The organism is Hydrogenophaga sp. GW101-3F08 (assembly GCF_059424585.1).
Genome location: NZ_JBWKZP010000010.1, coordinates 35,160 through 54,128, shown reverse-complemented (window position 1 = coordinate 54,128; position 18,969 = coordinate 35,160). Strand labels below are relative to the sequence as shown.

Sequence of the window (18,969 nt, the reverse complement as noted above, 5' to 3'; positions counted from 1 at the left end):
TGATTGTCCCATCAAGCCTCATTGCGACAACTTGAACACCAGCCCCGTCACCTCTGCCAAGCTCGGCTCCTCACTGGCACTGCCCAGGCTGTGTTGCACCAACCAACCATTGGGCACCGGGGTCCCCAAATCGGGCACGGTTTGCACCCAGTCGATCTTGACCGGTGGAGTGGTCACGCGCGGTTTGCCCTGGTTGATGACCTCCCAGGCATTGCCGTCCCAAACCCGCAGCGGGCCGCCCAAGTTCTGCGGCGAAGACGCCGTCATCACCGTGGCCGCACCACCATTGCACACCACCCACAGGCTCACCTGCGCGCAGACCGTCTGCTGCCCGTCGCTCACGCTGTAGGTGAACCTGTCCATGCCGACAAAGCCCGCGCGCGGGGTGTAGGTGTAGCTGCCATTGGCAGCGCGGACCAGGCTGCCGTAACGCGGCTGACCCAGGCTCAGGTTCAAGGCGTCGCCATCCACGTCCGAGACCAGCTTCGCAAAGTCGATCACGGCCGAGCCATTGCGGGCCAGTTGCACGCACAGGTTCGACGCAACGGGTGCGTCGTTCACCGGCAGCACCGCCACACTCAAGTCCATGACCGAAGCCACCGATGCACCGTTGGCCTTCTCAGTAACGATGGACTGCACCTGCAGGTTCAGCGTGCCGTTGAAGTCCTTGGGCGGTGTCAGGCTCAGCTGTGCCAGGTTCCAGCCGGTGATGGTGGCTACCGACTGCGCATCGGTCGCCACGAAGCTGCGCCAACCATCGCTCAGACGCGCCCCGGCTGGCAGACCGGCCAGGCGCAGCTGCAGCGTTTCCGACCCATCGGCATCCTTGAGCGCGACGCTGATGGCCGACAGGCGGATCGCCGTGTCTTCCTGACCGGTGTTGGCTGGCAGGCCCTCGGAGAGCACGATGTCGTCGATCATCATGCCGCGGCCGGCTTCGTGAAACTGTGTTGCCTCGGTCACGATGCGCACCGTCTGCGCCTGTCCGTTGCCGGTGAAGCTGAAGCTGCGTGTGGCCCAGTTCAAGCTTGTCGCGCCGCTGGTGCTTTCGTCGCCACCGATGCGCATACCGTCCACATACACGCCAAAGCGGGTGTACCCACTGGCAAAGCCCATGCGCCCGGCCACATCCATGCTCAGCGTGTAGCTGGCGCCCGCGACAGTTTGCACGCTGCGCTCGATGCCCAGGGTCTGCGCAATGGGCACGCTGGCGTTGTTGAGTTCCAGCCAGTTGTTGCCGTTGCCCGCCATGGCCCGCACCGTCACGTTCGCTCCCGCGGCGTTCTGCATCCGGTCATAGCTGCTCCAGACTTCAAAGCCGTTGATGCCTCCAGGGTGGTCGTCGCCTGCGGTAACGAGCGTCCAGCCTTCGAGCTGTTGCTGCTGCGCCAGCGTGGACTGGTAGTCCACGTCGCGCACCGTCTCCCAACCCGTGCGGAACAGTTCGCGGCCGGGCACATGCTGGTCGGTGACCAGCAGCGTGGGCGCGTCGGCCACCGGGTTGATGCTCAGGCGCACGGTGGCGACCCGGGAGTCGACCTGGCCGTCATGGAGCACATAGCTGAAGCTGTCTTCGCCGCTCCAGTTGGCCTTGGGTGTGTAGACCCAGCGACCGTCTTCGGTAGCGCGCAGCACGCCGTTGGCGGGTCGCTTGACCACACGCAGGCTGAGCACATCACCGTCCGCATCCACCCGCGCAGGCGCCAGCACCACGCTCTGGTCTTCGTCCAGCGTGAACTGCTGGTCTTGCAGGTTGATCACGTCATTGACCGACAAGACCTTGACGGTGATGCTTGCTGTGGAGCTGGACTGGTTTCCGTTGCCCGACTCGGTGGCGGTCGCCCGCACTTCCAGCGCCAGCGTGCCGTGGAAGTCCTGCGGCGGCGTCAACACCAGTTGGCCCATCGTCCAGCCCGAGATGTCCGCTGGCGTTGCAGCGTCGGTCACCGTGTGGGTTCTGGTTCCGTCGCTCAGCACCGCACCCTGCGGCAAGCCCAGCAGATGAACGCTCAGCGTCTCGGACCCGTCGGTGTCCTTGAGCGCAGCGCTGATGGCCGACAAGCGGATCGCCGTGTCCTCCAGCCCGGTGTTGGCCGGCAGGCGCTCGCTCAGCGCGACGTCGTCGAGCATCATGCCGCGGCCGTTGGCGTCGAACCGGGTCGCTTCGGTGGCGATGCGGATGGTCTGCAACTGGCCATTGCCCACAAACTCAAAGCTCCGGGTGTTCCAGTTGAGTGCTGTTGCACCACTGGTGCCGGCATCACCGCCAATGCGCGCGCCGTCCACATAGATGCCGATGCGGGTGTGGTCCGCTGCGAAACCCAAGCGACCCGCCAAGTCCATGCTCAGGGTATAGGTCGCGCCTGCGGTGGTCTGCACCTGGCGCTCGATACCCAAGGTCTGCGCGATCGGGTTGCCGGAGTTGTTGAGTTCCAGCCAGTTGCGACCGTTGCCGGTCATCGCCTGCACGGTCACCTGCGCATGCTGGGCATTCTGCATGCGGTCACCGGCGCTCCAGATCTCGAAGCCGTTGCTGCCGCCGGAGCGGGTATCGGGTGTCGTGATCAGCGTCCAGCCTTCCAGCTCCTTGCACTGCACCAGGGTCGAGGTGGTGTTGCGGTTGGCCACGCTTTCCCAGTCTGTGCGGAACAGCTCGCGGGTGCCCGCGCTGAGGTCGGTGACCACCAGCGTGGGTGCATCGGCCACCGGGTTGACCACGATGCGCACCGTCGCGGTGGCTGAGTCCAACCAACCATCGTTCAGGACGTAGCTGAAGCTGTCTTCACCACTCCAGTGGGCCGCGGGGGTGTAGCTGAAGCTGTTGTCTTCATGGCGCACCAGCGTGCCATGCGCCGGTTGCGACAGCAGGCGCAGTTGCAGCACATCGCCGTCCACATCACGGTCGTTGGCCATCGGGTAAAGGCGGATGGTGTTGTCCTCATCCGTGACCAGCCGGTCATCCACGGCTACCGGCACGTCGTTGACCGACTCGACTACCAGGGCCAGCGTGGCGGGCACGTTCACCGTGCCGTCGCTAACGGTGAAGCTGATCGCATCATTGCCGTGATAGTTCGCACTCGGGCGGTAGACGTAACCGCCGTCGGCCAGTTGCTCCAGCGTGCCGTGCTGCGGGCCGTTGACGATGGTCACCGTCAAGACGTCGCCGTCCACATCGCTCACACCGGCCAGGAAGTCGATAACTTGCTCACCATCTTCCAGCAGCGTCAGCGTGCGGGCTGGCACCACTGGCGCGTCGTTGACCGACTGCACCACCAAGGCCAGCGTGGCGAGTACGTCCACCGTGCCATCACTGACTGTGAAGCTGATCGCGTCATTGCCGTGGTAGTTGGCTGAGGGGCGATACACATAGGTGCCGTCGGCTTGCTGGGTCAGCATGCCGTGCTGCGGGCCACTGACGATACTCACCGTCAGGGCGTCACCGTCCACGTCGTTGACACCGGCCAGGAAGTCGATGACCTGCCCACCGTCTTCCAGCAGCGTCAGCGTGCGAGCTGGCACCACCGGCGCGTCGTTGACCGACTGCACCACCAGCGCCAGCGTCGCTGCTGTCGCGGTGATGCCGTCGCCGACGGTGAAGCTGATCGCATCGTTGCCGTGGTAGTTCGCCGCCGGGCGGTAGATGTAGCTGCCGTTGGCCTGCTGGGTCAGCGTGCCGTGCTGCGGGCCATTGACGATGCTCACCGTCAGGGCGTCGCCGTCCACGTCGTTCACACCCGCCAGGAAGTCGATGACTTGTTCACCGTCTTCCTGCAGCGTCAAGGTGCGCGGTGCGATTATCGGAGCGTCGTTGACCGATTGCACCACCAGCGCCAGCGTCGCTGCTGTCGCGGTGATGCCGTCGTTGACCGTGAAGCTGATTGCGTCGTTGCCGTGGTAGTTCGCTGCCGGGCGGTAGATGTAGCTGCCGTTGGCTTGCTGGGTCAGCGTGCCGTGCTGGGGGCCAGTGACGATGCTCACCGTCAGGGCGTCGCCGTCCACGTCGCTCACACCGGCCAGGAAGTCGATGACTTGCTCACCGTCTTCGCTCAGCGTCAGCGTGCGTGGCGCAATGGTCGGTGCGTCATTGACCGACTCGATCAACAGCGCCAGCGTGGCTGCCGTCTCGGTGGTACCGTCGTTGACCGTGAAACTGATCGCGTCGTTGCCGTGGTAGTTCGCCGCAGAACGGTAGATGTAGCTGCCATCGGCCTGCTGCTCCAGCGTGCCGTGTTGCGGGCCGCTGTTGATGGTCACCGTCAAGGCGTCACCGTCCACATCGGTCACTCCTGCGAGGAAGTCGATGACTTGCTCACCGTCTTCCTGCAGCGTCAGCGTGCGCGGTGCGATGGTCGGTGCGTCGTTGACCGACTCGACCACCAAGGCCAGCGTGGCGGATACGTCCACCGCGCCGTCGTTGACCGTGAAGCTGATTGCGTCGTTGCCGTGGTAGTTGGCTGCCGGGCGGTAGATGTAACTGCCGTCGGCCTGCTGCTCCAGCGTGCCGTGTTGCGGGCCGTTGACGATGGTCACCGTCAAGGCGTCACCGTCCACATCGGTCACACCAGCCAGGAAGTCGACGACCTGCTCACCGTCTTCCAGAAGCGTCAGCGTGCGGGCTGGCACCACCGGGGCGTCGTTGACCGACTGCACCACCAAGGCCAGCGTCGCTGCTGTCTCGGTGATGCCGTCGTTGACCGTGAAACTGATCGCGTCGTTGCCGTGGTAGTTCGCGGCCGGACGGTACGCGTATGTGCCGTCGGCTTGCTGGGTCAGCGTGCCGTGTTGCGGGCCACTGGTGATCGTGACCGTCAGGGCGTCGCCGTCCACATCGCTCACACCGGCCAGAAAGTCGACAACTTGTTCACCGTCTTCGAGCAGCGTCAGCGTGCGCGGCTCGATCACCGGCGTGTCGTTGACCGATGTCACCGTCACCACCACCGTGGCCAGCTCGGATTCGATGCTGCCGTCGCTCAAGCGGTAAGTGAACTGGTCCTCGCCGTGCCAGTTGGCATCCGGCTTGTAGCGCAGATGGCCGTTGGCCAGGCGCTGCACCGTGCCATGAGCAGACACCCCAACCAAGACAACTTCCACACCCGCGCGGTCGGCGCCTTCGTCGTTGCCGATCACGTCGATATCGACCTCATCATCTTCGTCGACACGCACGGTGTCGTCGGTGGCCACGAGTTGGATGCCAGTGCCCAGACGCAGATCGCTCACCGTCACGCGGCTGCTGGCCGCCGCCTCGCCCCGACCAAAGCCGATCAGGTCGAAGGACAGGTTGGCCACCGTGCCGGTCGCCACGCCAGCCAAGTCGACCACCACCAGGATGCTGCCGTCGGCCAGGCGCTGGGTGCTCACCTGCGCCGCCTTGTGCTCGGCGCCGTTGGCCTGCAGGTTGAAGAAGGCGTCGTTGCGGGTCAGACCCGTGCCGCCCAACAGCGATGCGCCGGTGTTGGCGTTGATCAGCGCCACCTCAAAAGCATCGTCGGGCGCGCTTTCCACGTCGTCCAGCGTGAGGTTGCTCAGGCGGAACGAGAGCACGCGGTCGGTGTCGTTGACCACGAAGACCTGGTTGAGGCGGGTCTGAGAAGCAGCGGACTCGCGCAGGAGGGCAGCGCCATCGGCATACCCGACCTCACCAGTGGCATTCCAACCTTGACCCTGGTCGTCGTCGAACGCAGGATTGGTAAACGCTGGATTCGCACCAGTGAGGTAGCGCAACGGTACTGAGGGAAACAAGGCCGCCCAGCCAACCGGACTCAGATACAGGGGCGCCCTGAGAACCTGAACGTCGCTGGAGGCAGCCTGTGGCGCAGTGGACTCTTGTCCCAATGTCACCAAGTTCAGGCTCTCTCGCACCGTCTCGACATCCACCAGGGAAGGAAGAGCGCGGACGCCCGAGGTGAGGTTGGCGTTCATCACCGAATACGGTGCGTCCATCAGATCGTCCAGACCCAGCACGTGCCCCAGTTCATGAACCATCACGGTCAACAGATCCACACGCCCGGCGGCCTCTGAACCAACGAGCGCCGCCATGAGCACACCGTCGCTCGCCTGCGCTTCCGTCGTGAACTCTTCATTTACAAGCGGCGTGTCATCGACGAACCAGCCCCATCCCGCAGCATCGCTGTCAAGGGCGACCAACGCACCATACTGTTGCCCCAGGATGCCCTGCTCAAGCGACTCGACAACGAAGCGAATGCCCTGCAGCCAATCAGATGGCACGCCCGCCGCCTGCCAGACCGCCTTGGCCGCGTCGGCCAAGGCTTCGAGGTCGGCATCGGCAAGGAGCAACAAGTCGCCGCTGCCTGGCTCACTGGCCAGTAGTGTGTTGCCATTGAGGCTTCGGTTGACCTGAACCCAACGCGAGTCGAAGTCCTCTGCTTTGAGCGCACGGACATCTGTGGCAAACAGGGTCTTGTTCTTCGCGACGGTGTCTGCCCCCTCCACCGAGACCTTGCTTGTTTCATACCGGATGGCTCGGGTGATGTACTCCGCTTTGATCACGCCATTGGCGTCAAAGGCGTCGGTTACGTTCGCCGCTTCAAACATCCGCTGCAGTTTCTCCACCGTGCCTGGATTCGTGATCCTGATTTCCAGGTCTTTGTAGGCGTCTGCGGCATTGCCCACACGCTGGTGGACATAGCGCTGATTGTCGGTTGCGTGGGTGAGCAATTGCGCGTCGCTGATGCCATCCACATCTCGGGCGTAGCTGTACTTGGCTTCCACGATGACCAGCTTACGAGTGATGGGGTCAACGTAGAACGCGTCTGCCTTGGACACGACCGAGGGCGCGCCTACGATGTGAAAGGATGTGTCAGCGCCAGCGACGTTCGGCAGCTCTCTGTTTGTTTGGACAATCACTTCCACGTCGTCACCGAGTTCGGTCTTCAGCTTGTGATACACCTTGGCTTCATGGATTTCGCTGAGCGTCTTGAGTTTCGGCCCTAGAACGGCCCAAAAGCTGGAGTCCAACGCCTTGTCAAACGCTTCGGCTTCGGCTGGGCTCAGGTCTTCCCGAATGCGCGCCAGTTCCTCGCCCGCCAATGCATCGGCGTAATCGGTGGCTGAGTTGGTATGAATCTCGTCGATGTACCAGTTGACCTGGTCCCGGGACAGCTTCTGTTCTGGCGCGTCTTCCAGGCGCTGGAGCAACTGGGCGTATTCCTTGGCCTCGTGCTTTAAGGTCACCATCAGATGTATGCGGTCCTTAAACATGCGCGAGTCCACATGAATCACCAAAGGCGTCTCCTTCACTTTGTCCAAAGTGAGTTCAGGCGTCTTGTTGGCTGACAGATAGTTGGCCAGCTCGTATCCGGCCATGACCTCATTTCCGTTGCCGCCGCCAAAGTCCTTTTGCACCGCAGTACTCGGGCGTTCCAGCACGTAAATGCGCTGACCGTCAACCGTTTCGAACATGAAACCATCAAGATCAGGATCCTTCAATCGGCTTGAAAGTACTTGATAGTCTGGTGTTTCCTTGATGTCGATCAGGCTCCCTGGCTTGGCACGGAAATCTTCGATGGCACCCAGTTGCTCGGCTCGGCGACCCAGCACCACCGAACTGCCGGGCAAATCGTCGAGGTATCTGGCAATACGATCAATGCGCGAGGAGACCTTTGAGAACTGCTGCTCGGTGAGGATGGCGGTGCCGCGCACCGCCTTCACGGCGCCTGAGACGATGTTGCCGTGAACGTCGCGGAGTTTTTCCACCCCCTCATTCATGACGTTCTTGACGCTCTTGATGACCTTGGATCCCGCAGCCGTGGCGGCCTCCTGGGAAATCAGCAAAAGGTTCTTGGAGGCAGCAGCGCTTTCCTTGATGACCGCGTTCACATTGCCTTTGGCGGCTTTCAGATGAGGAACGACCTGCGTGGCCAAGGCTCGGTTGCCGGTGCGCGCGGCATTGAGCATTGCTTTCTGCACCTCCAACAATTCGGCCGCGGCCTTGGGCGACTTGATTGCCACCACCGCTGCAGCCAGCGTGGCAAAGGTCAGGCTGGCACCTTCGCTGTCACTGATCAGCTTGGAGATTTCATACGCTCCAACGCCCACGCCACCGACGACCGTGACGGAGGCGACGTTGGTGACGACCTCCTTCATCATCTCGCCAAAGGTGGCGCCTTCGTAAGCCATCTGCCCGAGCATGCTGAGCGGAACCAGCTCAGGCGGCACCACGATCACGTCGTCTTTGACCAAGCCAACCGACTGACCCAGTTTGGTCAGTGCCAGCTGTTGAACATGGGTGGCAAAAGCCGCAGCGTGGGTGATGAGGTCCACAGCCTCCAGGCCCACTTCTCCGATGCCACCGATCACTCCGTCGAGCAGCGTCATGAACGGGGTCATAAAGCCGCCCGCGTCTGATGCACTCGCGTAGGTGACCTTGTTGAGGGTGGCTCTGGCCTCTTTGGCGGCAGCCACGGCTGCGGTGTTGTCGGCACCCAGAATGGCGTACAAGGAAGCCTTGATACCCTGCAGCAAGTAGGTAGTGCCGGCGCCAGCGCGCACCAAGGCCGTTTCCCACCATGTGTTCAGCTTTGGTGAATTGTTCTCTGGATCGGCCGTTGCGGAAGCCGGAGGGGGTGGATTCCACTCCTGATCCGGAGGCAGAACCACCGGGCGTAAATCAACAATATCCAGCCCACTGCCATTGAAGCTGCCCGACCCATACATCCATGCCAACCGCTGTCCTGGGGCAAGCTCGTCATATCGTGCAGGAGCCACGATCTGGGGTTGGCCGACGCCGTCCCGGTCAATCGGTGTCGAGGCCGGTTTGCCCGAGTCCTTGCGCCGGATGGCTGCTTCAATAAGTTCGGCAGCGTTCCATACAAACATCGATTTGAACGATGACGAAGTGATCCAGGAGCCGTTGCGCGGCTCCTCGATCATTGCGTTGACGTAGAGCAGCCCGTCTTGGGCAATGCTCATGTCAAAGAAGGTGCCGCCAATGACCGGTGTGGTCGCCCCAAGGTATACCGGTCCGCCCTCGTAGCCAAACGGATCCTCAATAATGCCGATCTTGGCGCCGGTTTGGCGCGCTGGGTTCCTCTGGTAATCCAGCGAGGTCGAGTCGTAGAACCACACGTGTTCGTCGGCCACGAGCGCATACACCTTGCCGTTGTAGGACACAACCACGTTACCTGCGGCACGTTGGATGTTTTGCTGGAAGCGACGCTGCAACCAAGACGAGTCTGTCGCTGCGGGTGAGAGCACAGTCGTTCGGATGGTCGGCGAGCCACTGAGGTTGCCTTTTTCGTCAAGGCCCATCTGGATACTGGCAAACCCGGTGCTGTGGTTCTTCGCACTGCTGAGCACGAACTCTCCGGGAAGAAGGCCGGCACTGATGTACTCGGGACCTCGACCGCCATTGCCAAATTCGGAAGCTCCCAGCACCTTGTATGAACGCGGCGACGCTGATTGCCGGTCAATGTCAAGCAGATCAATGATGATGACATTGCCCGGCTCGGCGCGTGGCCCAAAGCGCAAGATCGACAAGGCATTTTGGGTGGTTTGTGCTGTGACTGCGAGGTAACGGTCAAAGCTGACGGCCATGTCACCAAAACCAAACGGGGCGACCCCGGCCGGCAGATTGATGGTCTGCACTTCCGATAGGAAACGTTCGGAGGTTGCATCGGCATTGATCCGCAAAAGTTGCCCCGAACTGGCGTATTTGCCCCCGGTGGTGACGTAGATCCAACCGTCGTTGTAGGTCACGGCAGTCGGGTACGAAGATCCGATGATCGGTACCGTTCGAACCACCTTCTGAAGCAGGTTGTCAACAACGTAGATACCGTTTCGACCGGTCACAAACGCCAGTGAACCGTCGTCGTTGAACGACACCGCTTCTGCGAAGTAGCCGTAGGTCTGGAGACGGTTGCCTTTCTCGTCGGTGCTCAGGGTCTTGACCAGCCCGACCGAACTCGCAGTGCCGCCATCGCTCATGATGTTGATGCCGTTGGCATCAAGCACCAGGGTCTTGTCGTAGCTGCTCGCCTTCCACAGCGGCACGACTTTGCTGAACAGCGACTGGCTGGTTTCAATGCCATTGGGTGTCGCAATCTTCGCCACGCGCTCGACATACACAAAGTGCTGGGACAGCAGGATGTTGGTTGGCAAATCCAGTTCCATCTGGCCGCCATTGACACTGGATGGGGCGAACCCTTGCCACACCATGCCATTGACCGGGGCCGCACCCGTGTTTTGGGTGGCTCCAATCTGATCGCCCATGGGCATCAGCCAGACCTTGTACTCAAAGTTGCTCGCGTAGGAGCCATTGGGCACAAAGTCCACACCGGACAGGGTCAACTTGTTGGTCGCCGTATCGAACGCGATTTGACCGATCTGGGGTCGACTTTCTGCTCCGGACGGCGCAACCGGGAAATTGTTGATGTAGGTCTGGAAGTCGTTGCCAACAGGCGCTGGCACCGCCATGCGATAGGAGCCGTCCATCCGGTACTTGACCAGGTTGAGCGGCATGGCCATGGTCGCAAAGATGCCAATTGCATTCACCGCCACCATTGCACCAGCGAGGCTGGTTGAAATATTGGCGACAGACATCACGTCCCAGGAGACGGTCCGGGCACTGATCTCCATCTCTCCAGTACTCTGGTCGACGATTTTGGCCTTGGTGACGGTGTAGCTGCCACCACCAGTCACACCACCGTACGGCGGGCTGGAGGTCCGGGCCACAAACGAGCCATCGGGTTGTTCAATCACACGCCCGTTTTCGACCAGCCACCAAGTGTCCTTCTCGACCCCAAATTCATCCAGGATCGTTCCCTTGCGCCAGAACATGACCTCGTCGCCGGCGTGGAGGTCGCCCACTCCGTTTTGCACTGCGTCGTTCAGCCGAATAGACAACTGAACCGGCACTCGCGCTGGGTCATCACCAATGTCGATCTTGAATGCCGCAAGCGTCGTCAGGACCTCAGGAACTGGCGGAGCCATTCCGACTTCGCCAATGTTCACCGCTTCGATGCTGACCTGGGTTCCCGCAGCCAAGACACCCGGAGGCACCATGAGCATGTTGCCATCAGCGTCTTGAACCAGGGCGCCGCGTTGCGCGGAAACTGTCGCTTCGCCTACTACCGGTGCCATCACCTGCAGCAGGATGTCGCGCTGATAGCCATCGCGCACGATCGAGATTCGAGTCACGCCCGGCGCCAAGGTGCTGATCAGGCCATCGGCCGATATGGTGGCCACCGAGGGGTCACCAACGTAATAGCGTGTCCCTGTCGAGGTGGCGCTGAAATTTTCCCGGTTGTCGCCAGTCACCTTCAGCTGACGGACGTCAAGCGCTGCCAGAGTGATGGCGCCGGGATACACGTCCAGCTCGAACCCCTGCTCATTGAGCAAGGGGCTGTAGGGATCCACGCCAACCGTGAACGCATTGACGCCTTCGATTCCCCGCGCAGACACACGCACGACCGCAGAGCCCTCACCAAGAGCACGGACGACCCCGCGCTCGTCCACAGCGAGCAGATCGGCGCGGGTTGACGCGAATGTCAGGTAGTCGGCCGACAGCAGCACGCCGGACTCGTCTTCAAAGTCACCGGTCACAACCATCTGTCGCGATCGACCGATCTGCAAGGTAGCCATCCGGGCTACGTTGATCATCATGAGCTTGGCATCGCTCACATTGACGCTCAGCTCGATCGGCGCGCCCATGGCATAACCGTCATCGGCCTGCACCGTGATGCTCGCACTGCCGCTGTAACCAGCATCCGGTTTGAAGCTCAGCGTCTTGCCGTCGGCGTTGATCCACGCCTGGCCATGCGTGCTGCCCAGCACACGCCAGAAGATGCGTTCGCCTTCGAGGTCGATGGCCACGCTGTCGAGCGCGGCTTGCGCGCGCAAGTCCACGTGAGTCTTGACCGTTGGAAGCAGTGCGGCCGCGACCGGCGCCTGGTTGGCGGCAAAGCCCGTGTTCGCAAACAGGACCTGCCGGTCCAGCGCGTTGACTGCCCCGTCACCGTTGAGGTCGGCCGAAGCGTCTGCCGTGGTCTGGGCTTGCTGCCAGGCCGATGAATCCTGACCATTGATGCGGCCATCGCGATTCAGATCGCCGGCCACGCTCAATTGCAGCTGGGCGGCGCCTTCGCCCGCCAGGCGGATGACCTTGATGCCGGACTCGGTGATGCGAACCAGATGCGTGGTCTTGCCACCGACGATGGCGGTGGCAATCACCTGTCCGCCTGAAACTTCCAGCGAGGCGCCAGCCGGCAGCTCGGCCTGGATCGCCACGATCAGCGCCCCGGCTTGACCGGGGGTGTGGATCGTGGACGCAATTTCGCTATCGCGCACGACGAACGACAAGGCCGTCGAATCACCGGACTGCAGAGCACCTTGCCACAGGCCGCCCTGGCTCCAACCGGCCAGAGCACCCAGGTTCGCATCCATGCTTTCCTGCAATGGGCGTCCGTTGGCGTCATAGGTCACGGGCGTGCCCAGGCTGTCGGTGCCCAAGGCACGGACGAGCTGCAAGCGCCCGTCACCGCCGTACAGGTAGGCGTATGAGCGGGTCACTGCGTCGTCGCTACGCACCGTCAACAGGCTGATGCGGCCCTGATCGTCGCGGGTGAAGCTGACCGCCGATTCAGACCCAACCACCTGGACACCGGCGTCGGACACGAGCCAGCGTGTACCGTTCGCATGTCGCACTTGCTCGATCTGGCCTTGTTGGTCCAGTACGTACTTGGTGCCATCGGCACGGGTCAGCACAAAGTGAGTGGGAACCCATGGCATGCCTGTGCGCTGGCTGTAGAGGCGCTCGCCCTGGCGGATGAGCACCTCCCGCACGGCCATGCCGTTGGGTGCCATGCCTTCGTCGGACACCGCTTCCAGCGTCCAGCCTTGGTCACTGCCGAACTCGGCAGACCAGACCACCGGCGCCATCGGCAGGCTACCCAGGCGGTGCTCCACCACACTGAGGTCAAAGCTGAGGTTGACCATCGGCGCGGCCGGGTTGGCCAGATCAGCCGGAACGCTGACCCACACGCGGGCGCCTTCCGACCAAGGCGCCGTGGCGCCCGAAGGCAAGCGGGTCGGTTGATCGCTGCTGAGGTTGCCGGAGAACAACGACAGGTTCCAGTTGGCATGCGACGAGTCCGAAGGCAGGAGCACGTCGCTCCACTGGCGCACCAGCGCCAATGCCTGGCCGCCCAGTGTTGCCGTCACATCGGCCTGCGCGACGACTTCAAAGGTCTTTTGTGCGCTGTCGATCAGCAGGCTGCTGTAGATCTCGGTGGTCTTGCCGCGCAGATCCCAGGCCGTCGCGCGCAACTGGTACACGCCGTTGGGCCACAACGCAGGGTCGAGCGACAGCAGGGTTTTCTCGCCAGTGAAACCGATGGCTTCGAGCTGCTCGGAAGCCAGGGTGTGCCACTGGTTCGAACCGGCGGCGGCCAGTTCGATGGTCCAGCCCATCAGCTGCAGTTCCTGCACAGCAAAACGAACGGTCTGCGCCTCGCTCAGGACGACGGGCGCGGTGGACGCACTGCTCCCCGCGAACACCCCGGACCACGCCATCAGTGGCGCAGAAACGTCGGCGGGGTCTTTGACCTTGATGGTGTGCACCACGGTGGATTCAAAACCGTCGACATCCCGCGCCGTCACGCGCAGTTCGATCAGCCCAGGTTCCTGCGGAACGATCCTGAGGCGGCCTGCGGCATCCAGCGTCACCGGTGTCCAGGTGTCGCTGCCGCTGTGGCGCATGGACGCCTGGATGCGATCAATGGCGCTCCAGGCGTCGGCGCGCACGGTGACCACCACCTCTTGCTCCGGCAGAGCGGGGACGGTGGGCAACGTGGTCACGGAGATCTTCGGAGCGTTGTCCTGCTCCTGCGCCACGACGCGCAGCACCATCACCTCAGAGACGCTGTTGCGTCCGTCAGAGACCGTGACGGTCACGCTGGCATCGCCGATCTGGCCCGGGCCGGGTGTCCAGCTCAAGCGCCCGGTGGCGGCGTCATAGCTGGCACCTTCGGGCAGGTTGGTGAACGACACGGTGAGGCCCGCGGTCTGCGATGCCCCGTCTGCGTCAACAACGCGAATGCCGCGTTGGGCGAGGTCGCCCTTGATGACCGGAACGGTGAGCGAATCGCCCACCAGCACCGCATAGTTGCTGGTTTCTATGGTGGGCAGACGGTTGATGTCGAACACCCGAACCTGCACCGTGCGCTCAGTGACGGCCTGGCCGTCGGTGGCGCGGAAGGTAAAGGTGAAGGCCTTGTCTCCTGCCAGGGCGTTGTCAACCACGCCCTGGTTCGGCGTCCACTCGAAGTAACCGGACTGGGCATCGAAGAAAACGCCTTGTGGCTGGTCTTCGCTGTAGACGAGGCTCATCTGCACAGCGTCGTTGTCACCGTCTTGCGCCAGCACGGTGAAAGCCAGCGTTTCATTTTCGTAGGCGAGCTGTTTGGGCATCGGCAGGATGACCGGCGTCTGGTTGACGTTGGTCACGCGCAGTTCGATCGTCCGCGTGAACGATGCGACACCATCGCTGGCTGTCACCTGGATCTGCCAGAGACCGGGCGTGCCCGTGTTGCTGTCTTGCGCGGCAAAGCGCGACGGGATCCAGGCCAAATCAATGCTGCGGCCATCTTCCGAAGGCACCAGGTTGGCGCCAGAGGGAAGGCCCGTAACACGCCAGCTGAGTCGGTCCGCATCCGGGTCGGCCCCAAAGAGACGCAGCTCCAGCGGCACGCCTTCGGTGGCGGCCACCGGCAGGGTGGTCTGCCCGGCAACCAGGTCAACGGCCTGGCCGTTGACCTGCACGCCCAGCAGGTCGGGTGCCTGGTTGTCCGCCCTGACCACGATGCGAAGGTTGTGACCCGTCACATTGGGCACGGGATTCTCCGGCGTTGCGTAGCCGGCATCGGCGGGCGGAAGACCGCTGTCTTGAACCGCCAGCAGCACGTCGTACACACCCACAGCGGCGGCACCCGGTGTCCAGACCACGCGGGCCTGGCCATACTGAGGATCCAGCACCAGTTGTGCGCCGGCAGGCAGACCCTGGGTCGACCAGGTCAGTGCATCCTGGTCAAGGTCGCTGACCAACACACTGACCGAGAGGGGTTGTCCGGCCACGGCAACCACCTGCTTTGGAGCGGCAATCACCGGCGCTTCGCTGACACTGCGCACCGTGAGCACAAAGGACTTAGATTCGCTCAGGTACTCGGTGACATCCCCGTCCCCGTTGTCGGTGGCGGTGACGGTGACGGTGTAGTCACCGCGGGTGTTTTCACCGGGTGCGAATCGCAGCACGGCGGTCGCGGTGCCAGCGGCATCGGCTGCGCCCAGGACCACGGAGGCAAACGGCGGCAGACCGTGGAAGGTCAGCTGCAGCGGATTGCCATCGGCATCCAGCGCCTGCACCGGGACTTCAACCACGCTGTTTTTGTCGACGAACACGTTGGCGATGTCACCCACGGCCGGCGCCCGGTTGGCGTTGGACACAACGATGGGCACAACGAGTTGGCTGACGGCGGGCGTACCTGTGCCGTCGCCATCATCGGTGGCGGTCACGGTGACCGAATAGACACCCGCCTGGGCATAGCCTGGCGTCCAGACGATCTCCATCGTCTGGTTGTCGAACACGGCACCTTCAGGGAGGCCTGCCACCTGGTAGGTCACTGAGGGTGTACCGGTGGTCGGCTCGTCGGTGGTCCCAGCCACGGCAAAGGGTGACTTGGGTTCGAACCCTGGGTTGTCGGGGTCGAACGCAAAAACGCTGACGCGAAGCGCCTGCCCCTCGAACACCTGCCAGGTTTCCGAAGGCAGGAACCGTGGCGTTCCGTTGGCGTTGAGAACGTCGAATACCACCTTTTGTTTGGCAATCGTGAGTTCTTCAGACCCGTCAGGCAAAGTCCACCGGGCGTTGAGGATGAACTCCACAGTGGTTTCACCGGCTGCGGTGAAGTCGGGGGTCCATTCGAGCCATCCAGTTTCAGGGTTGAGCGTTGCTCCGACAGGCAGATAAGGCGCCAGATATTCCAGCTCCGCCTTGGTGCCGTCGGCCTGCTCCACACCGCCAGCCAGTTCACCGTGGAGTTGCAAGGCAAACCGCTCGCCTTCACGCAGCACCTGTTTGGCCACCGGACGGAGTTGCGGCGCCGGGTAGGCCTGGGTCACGGTCACGTTGAATGTCTTGCGATCGGTACGCAGACCGTCGGTCACTTCCACCACGATGTTGTCGTGTGTTCCGGCCTGGTCGTAGGTGGGTGTCCAGGTCAACATGCCGGTGGCGGCGTCGAACACCGCGCCGGCTGGCAGGTTCCGGATGAACAGCGTGATGGGGTCGCCGTCGGCATCGGCCGCCGAGACCGGCACCACCAGGGTTTCACCTTCTTCGATGGTGTAGTCACTGATCTGGGCCAGTGTGGGCGCGCGGTTGGCGCCCTCCACCGCCAAGGTGTACCAACGGTAGGCGTAGCCGCCACGCCCGTCCTGCACGCGCACCAGCACCTCGGTGTTGGCGTCGTCCTGCGCGGTGGGCGCCCAGTTCAGCGTAGCGCGGTTGCGGTACCCCTCTGCGCTGGACATCACCTCGTCGGAGGTGGTCAAGGTCATGCCCTCTGGGGCCTGAACCAGTTGCCAGTAGAACCGGATGCCGTCTCCATCGAGGGCCTCTATGTCAGCGGACCAGGCTTGTCCGGCCTGCGCGGCGGGCAAGGTGAAGGCTTCGTCGCTGCTGGAGTCGACCACGTCCGGCAGACCCAGCTGGGGCGGTGTGTTGTCCTGCGGATAGGCGTACACGCCGTGACCCAGGTTGGCCTTGACCAGATCGGCCATGCCGGCCCGTGTGGCAAACACTGAGGTCGGCACCACGGAGACGGTTTGCGGCGCCAGCGTCGCGCCCACCTGCAGGCGGCCTCCATTGGCGACCAGGGCTTCCGTCAGGTTCAGCATCCACAAGGCGGACTGGTCCGCCGTGCCCTGAGCACCACCGGTGATTGACCCAGCGAAGTAGCGGCCCGGATCGAGCAGCAGCGTCATCGGGCCCTTGATGTCGTCTTCACCGATGTTGGTGATGATGACGTCGTAGCTGACCGCACCGGTCGCGCGGTCAGCGCGGGTGCCGGCAAACTCCAGACGGAGTTGTGCCGTCATGTCGTTGAGGGCGGTGAAGGTGCTGATGTAGCTGCTCTCCAGCGCCAGTTCGGCATCGCTCTGCAGGCGCGACTTGATCTCCAGCTGGTATTGGCCCGGATCGATCTGGCCGACATCGAGCCAGGCAGTGTTCGTCGCGGCATCCCAGATCACCGATTCAGGCAACAGCACGGCGCCAGCGTTTTCACCCACAGCCGTGAGGCTGTAGTTGGCGACGTTGAGCACGCTGCCCGCGTCTGCGTCGCTGCCCAGCCACATGGCCTGGTCGAACACCACGCCGATGCGCTGCATGGGCAGCGGCACCAGCGAACCATCTGGCACGGACACCGCCTGCACCAGCGGCGCCTGGGCCGGTGCGATCTCGTCCACCTGGTTCGTCTGCGCGACCAGGATGCGACCGTCGCTCGTGGTCACCACGGACTCACCGCGCGAACCACCCTTGGCCAGTTGCAGCACGCGGCGGCTGTCGAGTTCGATCATCCACAGCTTGGCATCGCGCCGTTCTGCGGCATCACCACCGACCGTTTGCTGGGTGGTGTTGCTGGAGGCGAACAACAAGCCTTCCAGCGGCGTACCCGCCTGACCGAAAGCGATGCTGTCGATCACACCGGCGAGGCGGAACTCCAGTTCGCCGCGCCCTTGCGTGCGGCCGATCATCGGGAAGCTCACGATGTCCGTGGTCGGGAAGCTGGACGCGGCCGTGATTTCGGTGCCGGACCAGCGCACACCCCAAAGGCGCCCATCAGGACCAAACGCCAGATCGCCCACGCGCATCTTGCTGAACGTGCGCCAGGCGACTTCAGCGGTTGTGGCTGTTGGGTCAAAGACCTTGATGCCGTCTCCGAAGGACACGTAGATGAGGCCTGTTTCAGGCTGAATGGCCAGGGCGTGCGTCATCGGCGCCTCTGCCGGTCCTTGAACGCGCCGCACCACCACGCCCGAAGCGGCGTCGACTTGCAGCAACTCGTTGCCGGTCATCACCCACAGCTGACCGAACGCATCCACCGCCATGTCGACGATGGGTTCGCTCAGTTCAAACAGCGGTGTGGTGTTGCGCCCGCCTTTTTCGGCGAACGCAAAGACTTCGTTGCGCAGGGTCCCCCCGCTCACCAGGAAGCTGCCGTCCGGCAGCTCCACCATGGCCTGGGCTCCAATGCCGCCTTCGCTGGAGGCGAAGCCGCTTGCAAACGACTTCGCGGCGAAGGGCGCGAGCACGCCCGTGAAATCACCCACCTGCTGCTGGGCCACATGTCCAGGCAACAGGTCAGAAGCCTCCTCGAAGAGGTCGTTGGCCGGGTAGTCACGATCCTCGGGCGCCAGCGGAACCTCTGTTGTCTGGTCGAGGTTGTCGACAGCGCCCAGATTGTCAAGCACCTCCTGCCGGGCACCGTCGTCGGGCAACACGGCATTGGCCACAGACGCTGCTTCTCGGTTCCCCGCGTTGTCCGTGGCCACGGCCAGGAATTCGTAGGACTTGCCGGTTTCCCCGACGAAGATGGCTTGGGTGGTGGAAGGCGCCACCAGGCGTTGCCATATCCGGAAATCACCGCCGTTTTCGGCCACATAGAGGGTCACACCCTTGACACCACTGGCATCGTCGGTGGACGTCCAGTGGAGATCGAACACCGGCAGACCCGACTCGTTGTTGCCCAGGGCCGTGACCGCCAGCGCGGTGGATGGCGCCGATGCGTCCAGCGTGACCGAGACGGTCTCGCTGTCGAAGGGAGGTGCCTCATTCAGGAACACACGGGCCGACGCATCCAGCGTCGCACGCGTGGCCGCCGTCGCCAGCGCGCGCACGGTGTAGCTGACCGATCCCCGCTTTTGGGTCTCCCGGTCCGATTCGGATGCCCCGACCGA

Annotated in this window: 1 protein-coding gene (cut by a window edge); it reads right to left on the bottom strand. The window is 63.1% G+C overall.

Annotation, left to right across the window (positions count from 1 at the left end; genetic code table 11):
• Positions 1-18 precede the first annotated feature (18 nt).
• Positions 19-18,969: the 3' end of a tandem-95 repeat protein gene (locus AC07YZ_RS21010; protein ID WP_494796202.1), read on the bottom strand. 19,257 nt of this gene lie beyond the right edge of the window; 18,951 of the gene's 38,208 nt are visible here — the last part of the coding sequence; the start codon falls outside the window, past its right edge — the gene reads right to left on this strand; its stop codon occupies positions 19-21.